Here is a 17,187-nt window from a genome sequence, read left to right on the forward strand (position 1 = left end):
AAAATGTGGCATAGTGCCGGTATCATTCTAATTTAAGGGATATCTTTCCGATGAAACGCCCAGACTATCGTACGCTGCAAGCGCTGGACGCGGTGATCCGTGAGCGCGGCTTCGAGCGCGCCGCGCAAAAACTCTGCATCACGCAATCGGCGGTATCCCAACGCATCAAACAGCTGGAAAACCTGTTCGGCCAACCGCTGCTGGTCCGCACCGTGCCGCCGCGCCCGACCGAACAGGGGCAAAAGCTGCTGGCGCTGCTGCATCAGGTGGAGCTGCTGGAAGAAGAGTGGCTGGGCAACGACACCGGCGTCGATACGCCGCTGCTGCTGTCGCTGGCGGTCAACGCCGACAGTCTGGCGACCTGGCTGCTGCCGGCGCTGAAGCCGGTGCTGGCGGACTCCCCCATTCGTCTGAACCTGCAGGTGGAAGATGAAACCCGCACCCAGGAGCGGCTGCGCCGTGGTGAGGTGGTGGGCGCGGTGAGTATTCAGCCGCAGCCGCTGCCGAGCTGCCTGGTGGATCGGCTGGGGGCGCTGGACTACCTGTTCGTGGCCTCCAGCGGCTTCGCCGAGCGCTATTTCCCGAACGGCGTCACCCGCTCCGCGCTGTTGAAAGCGCCGGCGGTGGCCTTCGATCATCTCGACGACATGCACCAGGCATTTCTGCAGCAGAACTTCGATCTGTCGCCGGGCAGCGTGCCCTGCCATATCGTGAACTCATCGGAAGCCTTCGTGCAGCTGGCCCGTCAGGGCACCACCTGCTGTATGATCCCACATCTGCAGATCGAAAAGGAGCTGGCATCCGGCGAACTGATCGATTTGACGCCGGGGCTGTACCAGCGCCGCATGCTGTACTGGCACCGCTTCGCGCCGGAGAGCCGCATGATGCGTAAAGTGACCGACGCGTTGCTGGAGCACGGTCACCAGGTGCTGCGCCAGGATTAAAACGAAAAAAGGTTCGCCGCAGCGAACCTTTTCTTCATGACAACACCCTTACTGCGCGGCGTTGCGCTGCAGCTCGAACACCACATCCACCTGATCGTCGAAGTGAATGCTTTGCTGTTCATAGGTTTGCGCCGCGTCGTTTTCCGCCGCCGCGCCGGCCGCCTTATACATCCGCGCCACCGGCATCGGCTGGTAGTTGGCGACCCGGTAGCGAATGCTGTACACCGGCCCCAGCTTGGCGTGGAAGCCCTTGGCCAGGGATTCGGCCTGCTGAGTCGCGTTCTCGATCGCTTTTTGCCGCGCCTGCTCGCGATACACGTCCGGCTTGGCGACGCCCAGCTCCACCGCGCGGATCTCGTTCAGGCCGGATTTCAGCGCGCCGTCCAGCAGCTCGTTCAGCTTGTCCAACTGGCGCAGGGTAACCTGCACCTGACGCACCGCCCGGTAGCCCTTCAGCACCGACTCGCCGGTTTTCAGGTAATCGTATTCCGGCTGGGTGCGCAGGTTGGCGGCGCTGATGTCTTTCTTCTCGATGTTGTTTTTCTGCAGGAAATCAAAGTACTGCGCCACGCGCTCGTCCACCTGCTTCTTCGCCTGGGCGGCGTCTTTGGAGGAAACGCTCACTTCGATCGCCAGGGTGGCGATATCCGGCGTGGCGTCCACGCTGGCGGTGCCGGAGGTGACGACGTGCGGCCCTTCAGGCAATTCAGCCGCCTGCAGCGCCATCGGTAGCGTCCCTAATCCGACCATTGCGGCCATAGCCAATGCTTTTAGCTTCACAGTGTCTCCTTAATGACAGGCTGTCTCTGATCGCCGGCTTTTCCCTGCGAGAACCGCCGGTTTCCTGGCATCAAACGTAGCATATCGCACGGCGTTTTGAATTCGGATTAGTGACAAATTCTTATAAATTTGCCCCCTGCCAGGCCAGCTGCAGCGCGATGCCCCACATCACCAGACCGACCAGCGCGTTGATGATGCGCTGCGCCCGCTGGGTGTTCAGCCACGGCGCCAGCCAGGAGGCCAGCAGCGCCAGGCCAAAGAACCACACCGCCGACGCGCTGACCGCGCCAAGCGCGAACCAGGAACGCACGTCCGCCGTCAGCTGTCCGCCCAGGCTGCCGAGCACCACGAAGGTATCCAGATAGACGTGCGGATTCAGCCAGGTGACCGCCAGCATGGTGACCACGATGCGCCAGCGGCTCTGCGCCAGCTCCTGCGCCGCGGCCTGCGCCGGTTGCGGGCTGAAGGCGGAACGGAACGCGCCCCAGCCGTACCACAGCAGAAACGCCACCCCGCCCCAGGTCACCAACGCCAGCAGCAGCGGCGAGCGGGTCAGCAACGCGCTGCCGCCGAAAATACCGGCGCAGATCAGCACGATATCGCTCAGCGCGCACAATGAGGCGATCATCAGATGATACTGACGGCGAATGCCCTGATTCATCACGAATACGTTCTGCGGGCCCAGCGGCAGGATCATGGCGGCGCTTAGGGCAAAGCCCTGCAGGAAGACGGCTAGCATGGGAAATTCCTCGAATGATAAAAGGCGCCGGACGTGGGCGCGTATCGGTCAACACGCGCATCATACGAGGAAGCGATCATTAGGTGAAATTGATGTTTCTAATCAAGTATCAGAGATGCTAATACCCTGTGGGCGCCAGGCCAGCGCCGCCAGATTCGCCCATCGGCGAAAAATTCGCTATCATCCGCCCCTCTCCCCTCCAGCCGGCCGACCGATGTCTACGATTACCGATACCTTCATCGCCCCGCCCTGTCATGACCAGATAGAGATCCTCTATCAGGACGATCATCTGGCGCTGATCAATAAACCCGCCGGGTTGCTCAGCCTTTCGGGCAAAAATCCGCAAAATCTCGATTCGGTACACTACCGGCTGGTGCAGATCTTCCCCGGCTGCACGCTGGCACACCGCCTGGATTTCGGCACGTCCGGGTTGATGGTGGTAGCCCGCAATAAGGCCGTCAATGCCGCGCTCTGCCGGCAGTTCAGCGAGCGCACCGTCGGTAAAATCTACAGCGCGCTGCTCTGCGGCCATCTGGCGGATGACGAAGGGGTGATAGACGCGGCGATCGCCAAAGATCCGGCGCTGTTCCCGCTGATGTCGATTTGCGCCCTTCACGGCAAGCCCGCTCGCTCCCGCTATCGGGTCGTCGAGCGTTTTTATCGTGAAACGGAAGGCGGGATCTCGCTGCCGCTGACGCGGGTGCAGCTTACCCCAGAGACTGGGCGCACCCACCAGCTGCGTATTCACAGCCGGCAATTGGGCCATCCTATTTTAGGCTGCGATCTGTATGGCGGGCGCCTGCTGCCGGGTACCGAGCAGACGCCGCGGCTGATGCTGCACGCCAGCGAACTGGACTTTGTGCACCCCATCCGCGGAGAGCGGATAACCGCTCGTCACGCCGCGCCGTTCTGAACGCGGCTTACCACATCAAATCGTCAGGCACTTTAAAGTCGGCGTACGGATCGTCTTCATCCTGCTCTTCCTGACTCAGCGCGCTGTGCAACACAATGCTGCCCGCATCGCGCTGCGCGATTTTATCGGCGACGCTCGCGGGGATAATCGCGTATTCACACTCTTCCCGGTTCTCGATCAGCAAACGCGCAATGGCGAGGCGGCCATTGATCAGTTGGGTCTGCGTCGCCTTATCCACCAGGATTTTTTTGATCAGGTTGCCGTCGGTGAAGTTAAAACCGATATCGCCTTTCGCCAGCACGATGCGATTCATCTCGATCAGTTGCTTCACCTGCGCCTTGTATTCTTTGGACAGCGCGGCTTGCTTTTGCTGCTCGTTCAGCTGCTTATCGCGCTCAAGCTGCGCCTTTTTATTCTCTTCCACCGCCTCTCTGGCCTCGCGGGCCTGAACGCGTGATTTTTTAGCCGTTCTTTGGACTTTGGCCATTTTCTTGCTGGTTACCAAGCCCGCTTTGAGCATCTGCTCTTGTAAGGTGAGTTTTGTCATGTTCGTGTCTGAAGCCGTGGGATCATGGAGGGATTATACCCGTAATTTTTCAGGCTGCACCAGGTTGCCGGCCCAACCCACCGGCGGTTTGCGCCGCAGAGCAACGGCGGTAAAACGGCCCGAACGCCCGATCATGAATACCGCTCATGTGGTAATGAAATTAAGTCTCTTTCACTCCCCCAGGGACTCTGGCAAAAATAGACCTCATTAACGACAGACAATATGAAATCGGCTGAATAAAAAAATAGAAAAACAAGCCATTGAAAGAAATGGATAAATCCAGCCTTCATATCATATAACAGGATGCTATAAGACGATGAATACAGACTTTACCTTTACGATTAAGAGCAGTTCTTTCGACGAAGATTATAACCCTTCTGAAAATACGCGTATCACCACCAACTTTGCCAATTTGGCCAGAGGGAAAAACCGCCGGGAGAACCTACGCAACACGTTGGTGATGATCGACAATCGCTTTAATGCATTAGCCTATTGGGATAACCCCAAGGCCGATCGCTACTCCGTCGAGCTGGAAATCATCTCGGTTGAGATGCGCATCGAAGATCAGGGCGCCAGCTTTCCGGTTATCGAAATCCTGAAAACCAACATCATCGATAAAAAAACGCAAAAGCGTATCGAGGGCATCGTCGGGAACAATTTCTCGTCTTACGTGCGCGATTACGACTTTAGCGTCTTGCTGCCGGCGCACAATAAAAACACGGCGGAATTTACCATTCCGGATGATTTCGGCGATTTGCACGGCAATATCTTTAAGCACTTCGTCAATTCAAACGAATACCATGAAAATTTCAGCAAACCGCCGGTGATCTGCCTCAGCGTGTCCAGCAAAGACACCTACCATCGGACGGGCAATCAACACCCGGTCTTGGGCGACGAGTATCGGCAAGACGGCGCTTCATTGACCGACCGGTATTTTAAAAAAATGGGCCTGCAGGTGCGCTATTTCATGCCGAAAAATAGCGTTGCGCCCCTGGCCTTTTATTTCCCCGGGGATTTGCTGAGCGATTACACCGACCTGGAACTGATCGGCACCATCAGCACGATGGAGACTTTCCAGAAAATCTATCGGCCTGAAATTTACAATGCCAATTCGGCGGCGGGGCAATGCTATCAGCCAAGCCTGAATAACCAGGATCATTCATTAACCAAGATTGTTTACGATCGCGAAGAGCGTAGCCAGCTAGCGATTGAGCAGGGGAAATTTACGGAAGAGCAATTTATCAAACCCTACAAGCCTATTCTTGAGCAATGGTCTGCTCACTACGCGCTTTGATTCACTTAAATACAGGTCACCTATCATGAAAATATTGCTCCCCACATCGACCGCCGGCAGCTTGCCCAAACCGGTCTGGCTGGCCCAACCGGAAACCCTGTGGTCGCCCTGGAAATTGCAGAATGAAGAACTCATCGAAGGGAAACAGGACGCCCTGCGTTTGTCACTGGCAGAGCAACAACAGGCCGGCATCGATATCGTCAGCGATGGCGAACAAACCCGTCAGCACTTCGTCACGACGTTTATCGAGCATCTCAGCGGCGTCGATTTCGAAAAACGCGAAGTGGTTAAAATCCGCAATCGCTATGAGGCGAGCGTGCCGACGGTCGTGGGGGCGGTCTCGCGTCAAAAACCCGTTTTCGTTGAAGACGCCAAATTTTTACGCCAGCTGACCACACAGCCGATTAAATGGGCCCTGCCGGGGCCGATGACCATGATCGACACGCTCTATGACAACCACTATAAAAGCCGCGAGAAATTGGCTTGGGAGTTCGCGAAGATCCTCAATCAGGAAGCCAAAGAGCTCGAGGCCGCAGGCGTCGACATTATTCAGTTTGATGAGCCCGCATTTAATGTGTTCTTTGACGAGGTGAATGACTGGGGCATCGCCGCCCTGGAAAGAGCCATTGAAGGGCTTAAGTGTGAAACCGCCGTACATATCTGCTATGGATATGGGATTAAAGCCAATACCGACTGGAAAAAGACGCTGGGCTCGGAATGGCGACAATATGAAGAGGCGTTTCCGAAACTGCAAACGTCCAACATCGATATCATCTCGCTGGAGTGCCATAACTCGCACGTGCCCATGGATCTGCTTGAACTGATCCGCGGCAAAAAGGTGATGGTCGGCGCCATCGACGTAGCGAATCATGCCGTTGAGACGCCGGAGGAAGTGGCCGACACGCTGCGCAAAGCGCTGCAGTTTGTTGATGCCGACAAACTCTATCCGTCGACCAACTGCGGCATGGCCCCCCTGCCCCGTCAGGTCGCCCGCGGCAAGCTGAATGCGTTAAGCGCAGGCGCCGAGATCGTGCGCCGAGAGCTGTTAGCCAAATAACCTTGCCAGCGCCCGCCACAGACACCTCCTGCGGCGGGCGATTATCATCAATTTCCCCTCCCCGCAACGCCCCCGCTCTGGTGTATACTCGGATTTCTACGCGATGCCAGCCACAGCGGTTTTGGTTCAGGCCTGGCCTGAACAGCCCTCAGCCAGCCCACACAAGCCGAATAACAGTGGAATAACCATGAGCCCAAATACCGCTCGCATCAGCGAAATCATCGATCGCGCCAGGATCTCCCCCTACCAAATCCTGATCCTGACCCTGTGTTTCCTCATTGCCCTTCTGGACGGTTTCGATACCGCCATCATCGGCTATATCGCGCCGGCGCTGCGCGAAGAGTGGGATCTGCTGCCCGCTCAGCTCTCCCCCGCCTTCGGCGCGGGGCTGTTCGGCCTGCTGATCGGCAGCCTGCTGTTCGGGCCGATCGCCGACGCCATTGGCCGCAAACGCGTGCTGCTCGTCGCGGTGCTGGTGTTTGGCGGCTGTACTCTGGCTTCGGCCTATACGCATTCGATCGAATCCCTGACCCTGCTGCGCTTCATCACCGGCATTGGCCTCGGAGGCGCGATACCGACCTGCATCACCCTCAGCTCGGAGTACTCGCCGGCGCGCCGCCGCATGCTGATGGTCACCTTGAGCTGGAGCGGCTTTACCGCCGGGTTGGCCCTGGGCGGCCTGCTGGCCGGGCAGATCATCCCGGCGTTCGGCTGGCGCGGCCTGCTGCTGGTCGGTGGCATCGCGCCGTTGGCGCTGCTGCCGTTGTTGGCCTGGCAGATGCCCGAATCAGTACGCTTTATGGCCGCCAGCGCCAAACATGCCGATCGGCTGCGCCGGGTGGTCGAACGCATCACCGGCCAGCGTTGGGCCGGCGTGACGATTGTCGATGACGAGCGCCCACCGCAGGCCACATCGCCGATATCACACCTGTTTATCGAAGGCCGCGCCGTGCGCACCCTGCTGCTGTGGGTGGCGTTCTTCTGTTCGCTGTTCGTGTTCTACCTGCTCACCAGCTGGCTGCCGACCCTGCTCAAAGACGCCGGTTACGATATCGCCCACGCCTCGCGCATCGGCGCGATGGTGCCGCTCGGCGGCACCCTGGGCGCCATCCTGATGGCGCTGCTGATGGATCGGATCGGGCCATACCGCGTACTGGCCGTCTCCTACCTGGGCGCCGCGCTGGTGATCGGCGCGACCGGGTATCTGATGGGCGACGTCTACACGCTGGCCGCCGTCGTGTTCCTTATCGGCTTCGGCGTGGCCGGCGCGCAAAACGGCCTGAACCTGGTCTCCGCCACCCTTTATCCGACCGCAGCCCGCGTCACCGGCGTCAGCTGGGCCATGGCCAATGGCCGCTTCGGCTCAATTGTCGGCTCGATGCTCGGCGCCTGGATGATGGCCGCCGCCGGCTCGACGGAAGTGTTCTTCCTCTGGCTGGCGCTGCCGGCGCTGCTGGGCGCCGCCGCCATCTTCCTGCTCTATCGCCTCAGCCTGCGCCGCCGCACGCCGCTCACGGAACCGGCTGCGGGCATCTGACCTCGCGGAAAATAAAAGGCCGAGACGCCATCGGTAGCATCTCGGCCTCTCATGAGAAACCCTTAACCTATCGGTTATTTTTCAAAAGCGCTTGCCGCTATAGTGCACTGTTTTCCTTGTCATTGGCTTCCTTTATGCACTCATCGACATTTTTAAAATCATATTGCAGATAAACGCTCCCAACCCCACTATTGACGGCGGTCGCTTCAAGCATAATCCCCTGCAAATCGTTCTTGAACGGTTTATCTTTTTTCTCTTCCCAGTCAATACCGAAATAGCGTTCTTTTTTAAGCAGCCCCATCATCCAATCACCAGGTTCTTTCCATAACGACCCCGGCAACAGCAAGTCAGTAGCATTTCCTTTGCCATAATTAGCGGTCAATGATTTAGCAATGTCCTTCACCCTGGACTTTAACTCCACCCCATAACTGTCTGTATTGATATCACCGCTAAGCGCGCGAATTCGGCATAAACCAACCTTGGGAGAGATGAGCAAAATGTAGGTTTCAAAGGCGTAATACGTTTTGGGGACGACCTCCGTAGTATAAATATTAAGACGATTCGGTATTGCCGTTAAGGTAACGCCTGTCATGTCCTCGACGTTCTTTTTCGTCAACCCCATTTGCAGTCCAAACGGCCCAATGCCGGGCGGAAGCAACGCGTCTTTCGCCACCGGTTCTTCCCGCTGATTGGATTTTGAAGCGGTTGATGTTGCATGATGGGCTATCGTCGGAACGGCCAGGCCATATTTCGCCGACAGCAATTTTTGCTGCAACATCGCCAGACTTTGCTCTTGAGTGGCTATCGTTGCCTTTTTTATCGACCCCACCAGACCACCATCGTATTGTGCGGCCTCTTGTTTAGCGGTCGATATTTCCCGAGTCAGCATTGCCAATTCGGCGGTGAGCTTTTCCGCCAGCTTCAGATCCGGCGCGGTCTGGTTCGTGACAATCTCAACCTTTGATCCAGACTCGATCGCATTGATTCGTTGCTGAATAAGCGCCTTGTTCGTTTTCAGAATTTCCAGTCGCGCCATCACCAGAGATTTAATCAAGCCGCCGTTTAACGTGTCCTGCTGTTTAGCTGCGTTTTCAATCTCGGCATCCGTACTCACCAGCTCTGACTTTAAATCGTCTACTTGCTGTATTTGTTCAGGCGACAATGCTTTTGGCCCACATCCAGAGATCAAGACGCTCAATAATGCGGCAATAACAGCCCTTTTCATTTCATCCCTTTCCTATCGACAATCCACAAGAAAGCTATGGTATCAGAGAAGGAAACAGTAACAACGAAAAGTCGTTTTTACCGCGACTTATTGAGCTTCTCGTTATTACGCCCGCATCTACTTGTCATAGGCCGCAATTTCCGAAGGCGCATATCGGCTTGGCACCAATATCGATACAGCGGAGACAGATTGAATGGCTGCCTGGCTAATACGGGGAAAATGGCAAAAAAAAGGGGGCAAGGCCCCCTTCTCTGTTATTCCGCCTTGGCGGAAGCGTCTTCGGTACGATACAGGTGCACATCCATCTGCGGGAACGGAATGCCGATGTTGTGGGCATCCAGCGCGCGCTTGAAGTTTTCCATCAGATCGAAGTACACGTTCCAATATTCCGCGTTGGTAGTCCAGGAACGGGTCACGAAGTTCAGCGAGGACGGCGCCATCTCGTTCAGGCGCACGGTCACGCCTTTGGCGTGCATGATGCGTTTGTCGGCGGCGATCACGTCGCCCAGCACCTTCTTCACCACGTCGATATCGGCGTTGTAGGCCACGCCCACCACGATATCCACGCGGCGGTTCGGTTCGCGGGAGTAGTTGATGATGTTGCCGGCGATGATTTTACCGTTCGGCACCACGATGGTTTTGTTGTCGGCGGTGCGCAGGGTGGTGGAGAAAATCTGCACCTGATCGACGGTGCCGGCCACGCCGCCCAGATCGACATATTCACCCACGCGCAGCGGACGGAAGATCACCAGCAGCACGCCGGCGGCGAAGTTGGACAGCGAGCCTTGCAGCGCCAGGCCGACGGCCAAACCGGCGGCACCCAGCACCGCGATCACCGAGGTTGTCTGCACGCCGACGCGCCCCAGCACGGCGATGAAGGTGAACGCCAGCACGCCGTAACGCACGATCGCTGACAGGAAGTCGGCCACCGTGGCGTCGATGCCACGCAGCTTCATCACGCGGTTCAGCGCATTGCCGACCACGCGGGCCACAATCGAACCGATGATCAGGATAACGATGGCGGCGACGATATTCACCGCGTACTGGATCAACAGATCCTGATTCTTCACCAACCAGTCGCCGGCACCGTTGATGCCGTCTACTACATTCAAATCTTTCATTCGTGTCGTCCTAACTCAGTCCCTAACGGGAGAAACTCGCAAAAATACACTGGCCTCGGCGGCCAGTAGGAAACCACGCCTAAGGGTAACCAACATTAAAGGCTCATGCCAACCATCAGCATTAAAAATAGCCGAAACCGCCCGCCGCTTCTTCTATGCTGAGAACAGCGCGTTGGCCATTTCACGACAAGGGATCCGTTCTTCATGCACATTCGCTCTTCGCTCAAACACTATTGGCAAGTGCGGCCCAGGCTGCTGTTTTCCGTCGGCGCCGGGCTGCTATGCTTTCTGCTGCTGCCCGCCCAGCTCTCGCTGCTGCAACGCTTGATGATCGGCTGGAATACGCTGGCCTGGCTCTACCTGCTGTTTCTCTGGCGGCTGATGCTGGTCAGCACGCCGCAGCACATTCGCCAAATCGCCCGGCGGCAGGACGAAAGCGCCAGCATGGTGCTGGCGTTAGTCAGCCTCGGCTGCCTGGTCAGCTTACTGGCGATCCTGTTTGAATTGAGCAGCGCCAAACAGGTGGCCGGCTCTCTGAAAACGCTGCATTTGCTCCTGACCGGCGCCACGCTGGCGGTCTCCTGGCTGCTTCTGCCGACCGCCTTCACCATGCACTATGCTCATCAGTTTTATCGCCAGGGCGCACAGCAGGATCCTTTGCCGCTGCTGTTCCCCGGCAATCTCGCCGATCCCACCTATCTGGATTTCGCCTACTTCTCCTTCACCATCGCGGTCGCGTCGCAAACCGCCGATGTGGCGGTCGGCGCGGCAGAGGTGCGCAAGATCACCCTTCTGCAGTCGGTGATCTCCTTCGCGTTCAACATGCTGATCCTGGGCCTGTCCATCAACGTCGGCGCCGGCCTGTTGGGCTGAAAACGAAAAAGGCTCCCCGCAGGGAGCCTTTAAATTGCAAACAAAGGAGGAAAAAACGTGGTTTTTCCTCCTTTGTGATCATCAGTCGAAAATCAATAAATTGATTTTCCTTATTTTTTATATTTTGCCTACGGCAAGCCAAGCCACGCATCAGGCTTGCCATAAACAAAAAGGCTCCCCGCAGGGAGCCTTGTACATCATGCAACAGGTGCCGAAGATTACAGAACGTCTACCGCGTTCAGATCTTTGAAGGCCTGCTCCAGACGCGTCACCATGCTGGTCTGCGCTGCGCGCAGCCATACGCGTGGATCGTAGTATTTCTTGTTAGGCTGATCGGCGCCTTTCGGGTTGCCCAGCTGGCCCTGCAGGTAAGCTTCGTTCGCTTTGTAGTACTGCAGGATGCCGTCCCAGGTCGCCCATTGGGTGTCGGTGTCGATGTTCATCTTGATCACGCCGTAACCCACAGACTCTTTGATCTCTGCGTCGGTAGAACCGGAACCGCCGTGGAACACGAAGTTCAGGCTGTTGTGCGGCAGGTTGAATTTCTTGGACACGTAATCCTGAGAATCGCGCAGGATGGTTGGAGTCAGCTTAACGTTGCCTGGCTTGTACACGCCGTGCACGTTACCGAACGATGCAGCGATGGTGAAGCGCGGGCTGATGGCGTTCAGTTTTTCGTACGCGTAAGCCACGTCTTCCGGCTGGGTGTACAGAGCGGAAGCGTCCATATGGCTGTTGTCCACGCCATCTTCTTCACCGCCGGTGCAGCCCAGTTCGATTTCCAGCGTCATGCCGATTTTGGCCATGCGCTTCAGGTAGGCGCTGCAGATCTCGATGTTTTCTTCCAGAGACTCTTCAGACAGATCGATCATGTGGGAAGAGAACAGCGGTTTGCCGGTAGCGGCGAAGTGTTTCTCGCCGGCGTCCAGCAGGCCGTCCAGCCATGGCAGCAGTTTCTTCGCGCAGTGGTCGGTGTGCAGGATCACCGGCACGCCGTAGTGTTCAGCCATCTGGTGAACGTGGTGTGCGCCGGAGATAGCGCCCAGAATCGCTGCGCCCTGAGGCACATCGGTCTTCACGCCTTTGCCGGCGATGAATGCGGCGCCGCCGTTGGAGAACTGAACGATGACCGGCGCGCGCACTTTAGCCGCGGCTTCCAGCACTGCGTTGATGGAGTCGGTACCCACGCAGTTTACCGCTGGCAGCGCAAAGTTGTTCTCTTTAGCAACTGCGAAGACTTTCTGAACGTCATCACCCGTGATGACACCCGGTTTTACGAAATCAAAAATTTTAGACATGTTACTTTGTCCTGTTTCGTCGGCCGTAGATGGATGTAAATCGATGTTTTCACGCCGCGCAGCATTTGCCGCGCGGTATAAAACAAACGGGCGGCTTTCGCCTCCCGTTGTCTGAATTACTGCTTAGCGCGCTCTTCCAGCATCACGACTGCAGGCAGCGGTTTCCCTTCAACGAATTCCAGGAATGCGCCACCGCCGGTGGAGATGTAGGAGATTTTGTCAGCGATACCGAACAGATCGATGGCTGCCAGAGTGTCGCCGCCGCCAGCGATAGAGAAAGCGTCGCTATCGGCGATCGCGCGGGCGACAATTTCGGTGCCCTTACGGAAGTTAGGGAACTCGAATACGCCAACCGGGCCATTCCACAGAATGGTTTTGGCGTTCTTCAGGATAACGGCCAGACGCTCGGCAGAGACGTCGCCCATATCCAGAATTTGCTCGTTGTCCTGGATCTCGTTGGCCTGCTTCACGGTCGCGGTCGCGGTCTCAGAGAACTCGGTCGCCACGCGCACGTCGGTCGGCACCGGAATGTCGCAGGTTTCCAGCAGTTTCTGCGCGTTCGGGATCAGATCCGGTTCGTACAGGGACTGGCCCACGTTGTTGCCCTGCGCCGCCACGAAGGTGTTGGCAATGCCGCCGCCGACGATCAGCTGATCGGCGATTTTGGACAGGGAATCCAGCACGGTCAGTTTGGTGGAGACTTTAGAACCGCCCACGATGGCGACCATCGGACGGGCCGGGTTACCCAGGGCTTTGCCCAGCGCTTCCAGCTCGGCGGACAGCAGCGGGCCGGCACAGGCGACAGGCGCGAACTTGCCCACGCCGTGGGTGGAAGCCTGCGCGCGGTGCGCGGTGCCGAACGCGTCCATCACGTACACGTCGCACAGCGCCGCGTATTTCTTGGACAGGGTTTCGTCGTCTTTCTTCTCGCCCTTGTTGAAACGGACGTTTTCCAGCACCACCAGTTCACCTTCGGCGACGTCGACGCCATCCAGATAATCCTTCGCCAGACGCACTGGGGATTTCAGGTGATCTTTCAGGTAGTTGACCACAGGCAGCAGGGAGAATTCTTCGTTGTACTCGCCTTCGGTAGGACGACCCAGGTGGGAGGTTACCATCACGCGGGCGCCTTGCTTCAGCGCAGCTTCGATAGTCGGCAGGGAAGCGCGGATACGCGCGTCGGAAGTCACTTTACCGTCTTTTACCGGCACGTTCAGATCGGAGCGGATCAGTACGCGTTTACCCGCCAGATCCAGATCGGTCATCTTAATTACAGACATGGTGAACCCTCTTTATTGAATCTCTATAAAATTGCCTGAGCAGCGCGCCAATCACGCCGGCGCCGCCGTACTAGAAACCGCTGGCGGCCATTGCCCGTGTTGTATCCAACATCCGATTGGCAAAGCCCCATTCATTGTCGCACCAGACCAAGGTCTTTATCAGGTGCTGCCCGCTGACCCGGGTCTGCGTACCGTCGACGATAGCGCTGTGCGGGTCATGGTTAAAATCGATCGAGACCAATGGTAATTCCGTGTAGTCAACTATACCACGAAATGATTCCCGTGCGGCCTTTTGCAACAGCTGGTTGACCTCCGCCACCTTCACCGCGGCGCTCACGCTGACGCTAAGATCGATAGCCGTCACGTTGATGGTCGGCACGCGCACCGAGATAGCCTCGAAGCGATCGCAAAACTGCGGGAAGATGCGGGTGATGCCCGCGGCCAGCTTGGTATCGACCGGAATGATCGACTGGCTCGCCGCGCGGGTGCGCCGCAAATCCGCGTGATACGCGTCGATCACCGGCTGATCGTTCATCGCCGAGTGAATGGTGGTCACGGTGCCGGACTCGATGCTGTAGGCGTCGTCCAGCAGCTTGATCACCGGAATAATGCAGTTGGTGGTGCACGAGGCGTTGGACACGATGCGATGTTCCGCCAGCAGCGTCTGATGGTTGACGCCGAACACGATGGTGGCGTCCAGATCGTTGCCGCCCGGATGGGCGAACAGCACTTTCTTCGCCCCCGCCGCCAGATGGGCCTCGCCATCCGCCCGGCTGCCGTACACGCCGCTGCAGTCCAGCACCACGTCGACGCCCAGTTCGCCCCAGGGCAACTGCTCCACCGCCGGCTGATGCAACAGGCGAATCGCGTCGTCTCCGACGCTCAGCGTGTCGCACTCCTGCCGCACATCCCAGGCGAAGCGGCCATGGCTGGAGTCGTACTTCAGCAGATGGGCCATGCCTTCGGCGTTTGCCAGCTCGTTGATCGCCACCACGGAGATTTCCGCCCGTCGGCCCGATTCGTACAGTGCGCGCAATACGCTGCGGCCGATGCGGCCAAAGCCGTTTATCGCTATGCGGATGGTCATGCTGCTCCTGAAAAAGGGCCGTCCACGCCGGGTTGACTCACCGGCGCCGCCCGGCGCTGACTGGTTGTCTCACTAACCCGCATAGAGTAGTGGATCGTACCGCCCGCTGTGAATCGCCGAGTTTGCATTATTCCCGCGCTTCAGCGGTTTTTCACCGCCGTCACATCGGCATTTCTGTCGAAGAGTGCTTCAACTGAAACGCTTCAGCTGAGCATAAACCAAAGTTTTGGCAAAAGGAACACGTGCGACAGTTCCTCAGGTAACGGATGGGAATTTTACGAGCATAAGATGATCTGGCGCACATTTTTGGCCTTAAGACCGCGACGGATTTTCACTCGCCGGCACCGTTTCGCCGTAGTGCTCACAAAAATAGTCGCGCAGAAATTCGACGGTCACCCGCACTTTCGCCGACGTTGCCAGCCGGGAAACGTACACCGCCCAGATATTGGCCGGCTGATAATACTCCGGCAGGATGTGCACCAGTCGGCCGCTGTCGATGTTCTCTTTCACGTCCCAGGCGGAACGCAGCGCGACGCCCTGCCCGTCCAGGCACCACTGATGCACGATTTCGCCGTGGTTCGACGCCAGCGCGCCCGTCACCTTTACCGTTTCTTCACCGCTCGGCCCCTGCAGCCGCCACAGCCCGAACGGATGATCGCGTTCTTTGATCACCAGACAGGAACGGCCCGCCAGCTCCGCCGGGTTTTTCGGCGCCCCGTGGCGCTGCAGGTACGCCGGCGAAGCGCACAGTATGCGCTGGTTGTCCGCCAGCTTGCGCGCAATAAGATTGGGGGCGATATCGTCGCCGATGCGGATATCCAGATCGAAACCTTCGCTGACCAGATCCACCAGCCGATCGGAAACGTCGAGCCGCAGTTCCAGCTGCGGATACTGCCGCGCCAGCGCCGACAGCGCCGGCGCGACGAAACGCCGGCCAAAGCCGAAGCTGCTGACCACTCGCAGCATGCCCTGCGGCGCCTGGCGCACTTCGGACAGCTCGTCCATCATCTGATCGACATCGTTGAGAATGCGCTGCGCCCATTCGTAGATGCGCTCGCCGTCTTCGGTGATCGCCACCCGCCGCGTGGTGCGGTGCAGCAACGACACGTCCAGCGTCTTCTCCAACAGCGCGATGCGCTTGCTGATAAAGGCCGGCGAAACGCCCAACTCTTCGGCGGCGGCGGCAAACCCGGCGCGGCGCGCCACCAGCACGAACACCCGCAGGTCACTCAGGATCGGCATATTGTTCATGATTCGTGTTTTATGTTTCACCGTTTTCAGGATTGATTAACAGTTAGTCAATTATAGGATAACAGTGTTGTCAATCTCCCCTACCTACAAATGAGACCTCTGTATGAGCAAAACTTACAAGATTGCCGCCATCCCCGGGGACGGGATCGGGCGGGAAGTGTTGCCGGAAGGCATACGAGTATTGCAGGCGGCGGCGGCGCGCTGGGATCTGTCGCTGGAATTCGCCACCTTCGAGTGGGCCAGCTGCGACTACTACCAGCACCACGGCCAGATGATGCCGGACGACTGGTTCGAGCAACTGAAAGGCTTCGACGCCATCTATTTCGGCGCCGTCGGTTGGCCGGACACGGTGCCCGACCATATCTCGCTGTGGGGTTCGCTGCTGAAATTCCGGCGCGACTTCGAACAGTACGTCAACCTGCGTCCGGTGCGGCTGTTTCCCGGTGTGCCCTGCCCGCTGGCGAACAAGCAGCCGGGCGATATCGATTTCTACGTGGTGCGCGAAAATACCGAAGGGGAATACTCCTCGCTCGGCGGACGGATGTTCGAAGGCACCGAACGCGAGATGGTGATCCAGGAATCGGTCTTCACCCGTCAGGGCGTGGACCGCATCCTGAAGTACGCCTTTGAGCTGGCGCAACAGCGCCCGCGCAAACGCCTGACCGCCGCCACCAAGTCCAACGGCATGGCCATCAGCATGCCGTACTGGGATGAGCGCGTGGCGGAGATGGCGCGCCAATACCCTGATATCGCCTGGGACAAACAGCACATCGATATTCTGTGCGCGCGTTTCGTGCTGAACCCCGAACGCTTCGACGTGGTGGTCGCCTCCAACCTGTTCGGCGATATTTTGTCGGATCTCGGCCCGGCCTGCACCGGCACCATCGGCATCGCCCCCTCGGCCAACCTGAACCCGGAGCGCAACTTCCCGTCGCTGTTCGAGCCGGTGCACGGCTCGGCGCCGGACATTTTCGGCAAAAACATCGCCAACCCGATCGCCATGATCTGGAGCGGCGCGATGATGCTGGACTTCCTCGGCGACGGCGATGCCCGCTACCGCCAGGCGCACGACGGCATCCTGCAGGCGATTGAGCGCATTATCGCCGACGGGCCGCGCACGCCGGACATGCGCGGCGGCGCCTCCACCCAGCAAGTCGGCCAGGCGATCGCCGCCCTGCTGCAACGCTGAACGCCGCAGATTTTCCCGCGCAGGGCGCCCTTCCGCGCCCTGCTTTGCCACG

General features: G+C 58.2%; 16 protein-coding genes. 7 read left to right on the plus strand and 9 right to left on the minus strand.

What is annotated here, in order from left to right; translation table 11 throughout:
• Positions 1–50 precede the first annotated feature (50 nt).
• On the plus strand, positions 51–944 hold the full coding sequence (locus ACJ8J1_RS16545) for a LysR family transcriptional regulator ArgP (RefSeq protein ID WP_004931613.1): 894 nt from the start codon (positions 51–53) through the stop codon (positions 942–944).
• Between the two features lie 48 nt (positions 945–992).
• Here the strand turns inward: ACJ8J1_RS16545 and ACJ8J1_RS16550 are convergent, their stop codons facing one another.
• Together ACJ8J1_RS16550 and argO are read right to left on the minus strand one after the other, a co-directional pair.
• The gene (locus ACJ8J1_RS16550; protein WP_031300626.1) at positions 993–1,724 is read right to left on the minus strand and encodes an oxidative stress defense protein; all 732 of its coding nucleotides are present in this window, start codon (positions 1,722–1,724) and stop codon (positions 993–995) included.
• A gap of 121 nt (positions 1,725–1,845) precedes the next feature.
• Positions 1,846–2,463, minus strand: a complete 618-nt coding sequence (gene argO / locus ACJ8J1_RS16555) for an arginine exporter ArgO (protein ID WP_004931603.1) — start codon at positions 2,461–2,463, stop codon at positions 1,846–1,848.
• 214 nt (positions 2,464–2,677) lie between these two features.
• Here argO and ACJ8J1_RS16560 point away from each other — a divergent pair, with 214 nt between their 5' ends.
• Positions 2,678–3,376 (plus strand): RluA family pseudouridine synthase, encoded by a 699-nt coding sequence (locus tag ACJ8J1_RS16560; RefSeq protein WP_033644744.1) that lies wholly within the window; start codon positions 2,678–2,680, stop codon positions 3,374–3,376.
• Between the two features lie 7 nt (positions 3,377–3,383).
• Here ACJ8J1_RS16560 and ACJ8J1_RS16565 read toward each other — a convergent pair whose 3' ends face one another.
• Positions 3,384–3,923: a DUF2058 domain-containing protein gene (locus tag ACJ8J1_RS16565; RefSeq protein WP_033644743.1), complete on the minus strand. Its 540-nt coding sequence runs from the start codon at positions 3,921–3,923 to the stop codon at positions 3,384–3,386.
• 316 nt (positions 3,924–4,239) lie between these two features.
• Here ACJ8J1_RS16565 and ACJ8J1_RS16570 point away from each other — a divergent pair, with 316 nt between their 5' ends.
• The 3 genes from ACJ8J1_RS16570 to ACJ8J1_RS16580 all read left to right on the plus strand — a co-directional run bounded on the left by ACJ8J1_RS16570 (position 4,240) and on the right by ACJ8J1_RS16580 (position 7,811).
• Positions 4,240–5,217, plus strand: a complete 978-nt coding sequence (locus ACJ8J1_RS16570; RefSeq protein WP_033644742.1) for a DUF1852 domain-containing protein — start codon at positions 4,240–4,242, stop codon at positions 5,215–5,217.
• Positions 5,218–5,242: 25 nt separating this feature from the next.
• Positions 5,243–6,274 carry a methionine synthase gene (locus tag ACJ8J1_RS16575; protein ID WP_033644741.1) on the plus strand — a complete coding sequence of 344 codons (1,032 nt, stop codon included), beginning with the start codon at positions 5,243–5,245 and terminating at the stop codon, positions 6,272–6,274.
• Between the two features lie 187 nt (positions 6,275–6,461).
• Positions 6,462–7,811, plus strand: a complete 1,350-nt coding sequence (locus tag ACJ8J1_RS16580) for an MFS transporter (RefSeq protein WP_033644739.1) — start codon at positions 6,462–6,464, stop codon at positions 7,809–7,811.
• Positions 7,812–7,908: 97 nt separating this feature from the next.
• On the opposite strand, the gene ACJ8J1_RS16585 is transcribed toward ACJ8J1_RS16580, so the two are convergent.
• The gene (locus tag ACJ8J1_RS16585; protein ID WP_033644738.1) at positions 7,909–9,036 is read right to left on the minus strand and encodes a hypothetical protein; all 1,128 of its coding nucleotides are present in this window, start codon (positions 9,034–9,036) and stop codon (positions 7,909–7,911) included.
• Between the two features lie 254 nt (positions 9,037–9,290).
• Positions 9,291–10,157, minus strand: a complete 867-nt coding sequence (gene mscS / locus ACJ8J1_RS16590; protein WP_015378992.1) for a small-conductance mechanosensitive channel MscS — start codon at positions 10,155–10,157, stop codon at positions 9,291–9,293.
• 204 nt (positions 10,158–10,361) lie between these two features.
• Between mscS and ACJ8J1_RS16595 the strand changes: the two genes are divergently transcribed.
• A complete protein-coding gene (locus ACJ8J1_RS16595; RefSeq protein WP_033644737.1) occupies positions 10,362–11,030 on the plus strand; it encodes a DUF1345 domain-containing protein in 669 nt (222 codons plus the stop codon).
• Between the two features lie 218 nt (positions 11,031–11,248).
• On the opposite strand, the gene fbaA is transcribed toward ACJ8J1_RS16595, so the two are convergent.
• The 4 genes from fbaA to ACJ8J1_RS16615 all read right to left on the minus strand — a co-directional run bounded on the left by fbaA (position 11,249) and on the right by ACJ8J1_RS16615 (position 15,967).
• On the minus strand, positions 11,249–12,328 hold the full coding sequence (gene fbaA, locus ACJ8J1_RS16600) for a class II fructose-bisphosphate aldolase (RefSeq protein ID WP_025304179.1): 1,080 nt from the start codon (positions 12,326–12,328) through the stop codon (positions 11,249–11,251).
• Positions 12,329–12,444: 116 nt separating this feature from the next.
• Positions 12,445–13,608 carry a phosphoglycerate kinase gene (gene pgk, locus ACJ8J1_RS16605; protein ID WP_025160206.1) on the minus strand — a complete coding sequence of 388 codons (1,164 nt, stop codon included), beginning with the start codon at positions 13,606–13,608 and terminating at the stop codon, positions 12,445–12,447.
• A 70-nt stretch (positions 13,609–13,678) separates the two neighbouring features.
• Positions 13,679–14,695, minus strand: a complete 1,017-nt coding sequence (gene epd, locus ACJ8J1_RS16610; protein ID WP_004931582.1) for an erythrose-4-phosphate dehydrogenase — start codon at positions 14,693–14,695, stop codon at positions 13,679–13,681.
• Between the two features lie 312 nt (positions 14,696–15,007).
• Positions 15,008–15,967, minus strand: coding sequence for a LysR substrate-binding domain-containing protein (locus ACJ8J1_RS16615; RefSeq protein ID WP_273866173.1), 960 nt, complete (start codon positions 15,965–15,967; stop codon positions 15,008–15,010).
• An 82-nt stretch (positions 15,968–16,049) separates the two neighbouring features.
• On the opposite strand from ACJ8J1_RS16615, the gene ACJ8J1_RS16620 reads away from it, so the two are divergent.
• The gene (locus ACJ8J1_RS16620) at positions 16,050–17,135 is read left to right on the plus strand and encodes a tartrate dehydrogenase (RefSeq protein WP_033644735.1); all 1,086 of its coding nucleotides are present in this window, start codon (positions 16,050–16,052) and stop codon (positions 17,133–17,135) included.
• Positions 17,136–17,187 lie beyond the last annotated feature (52 nt).

The organism is Serratia sp. CY37869 (assembly GCF_052168895.1).
GTDB lineage: Bacteria > Pseudomonadota > Gammaproteobacteria > Enterobacterales > Enterobacteriaceae > Serratia > Serratia ureilytica.

Excerpts from the sequence above, each read along its gene's own strand:
- ACJ8J1_RS16545 (WP_004931613.1), top strand. The coding sequence starts at position 51 with ATGAAACGCCCAGACTATCGTACGCTGCAAGCGCTGGACGCGGTGATC.
- argO (WP_004931603.1), bottom strand. The coding sequence starts at position 2,463 with ATGCTAGCCGTCTTCCTGCAGGGCTTTGCCCTAAGCGCCGCCATGATC.
- ACJ8J1_RS16560 (WP_033644744.1), top strand. The coding sequence starts at position 2,678 with ATGTCTACGATTACCGATACCTTCATCGCCCCGCCCTGTCATGACCAG.
- ACJ8J1_RS16565 (WP_033644743.1), bottom strand. The coding sequence starts at position 3,923 with ATGACAAAACTCACCTTACAAGAGCAGATGCTCAAAGCGGGCTTGGTA.
- ACJ8J1_RS16570 (WP_033644742.1), top strand. The coding sequence starts at position 4,240 with ATGAATACAGACTTTACCTTTACGATTAAGAGCAGTTCTTTCGACGAA.
- ACJ8J1_RS16575 (WP_033644741.1), top strand. The coding sequence starts at position 5,243 with ATGAAAATATTGCTCCCCACATCGACCGCCGGCAGCTTGCCCAAACCG.
- ACJ8J1_RS16580 (WP_033644739.1), top strand. The coding sequence starts at position 6,462 with ATGAGCCCAAATACCGCTCGCATCAGCGAAATCATCGATCGCGCCAGG.
- ACJ8J1_RS16585 (WP_033644738.1), bottom strand. The coding sequence starts at position 9,036 with ATGAAAAGGGCTGTTATTGCCGCATTATTGAGCGTCTTGATCTCTGGA.
- mscS (WP_015378992.1), bottom strand. The coding sequence starts at position 10,157 with ATGAAAGATTTGAATGTAGTAGACGGCATCAACGGTGCCGGCGACTGG.
- ACJ8J1_RS16595 (WP_033644737.1), top strand. The coding sequence starts at position 10,362 with ATGCACATTCGCTCTTCGCTCAAACACTATTGGCAAGTGCGGCCCAGG.
- fbaA (WP_025304179.1), bottom strand. The coding sequence starts at position 12,328 with ATGTCTAAAATTTTTGATTTCGTAAAACCGGGTGTCATCACGGGTGAT.
- pgk (WP_025160206.1), bottom strand. The coding sequence starts at position 13,608 with ATGTCTGTAATTAAGATGACCGATCTGGATCTGGCGGGTAAACGCGTA.
- epd (WP_004931582.1), bottom strand. The coding sequence starts at position 14,695 with ATGACCATCCGCATAGCGATAAACGGCTTTGGCCGCATCGGCCGCAGC.
- ACJ8J1_RS16620 (WP_033644735.1), top strand. The coding sequence starts at position 16,050 with ATGAGCAAAACTTACAAGATTGCCGCCATCCCCGGGGACGGGATCGGG.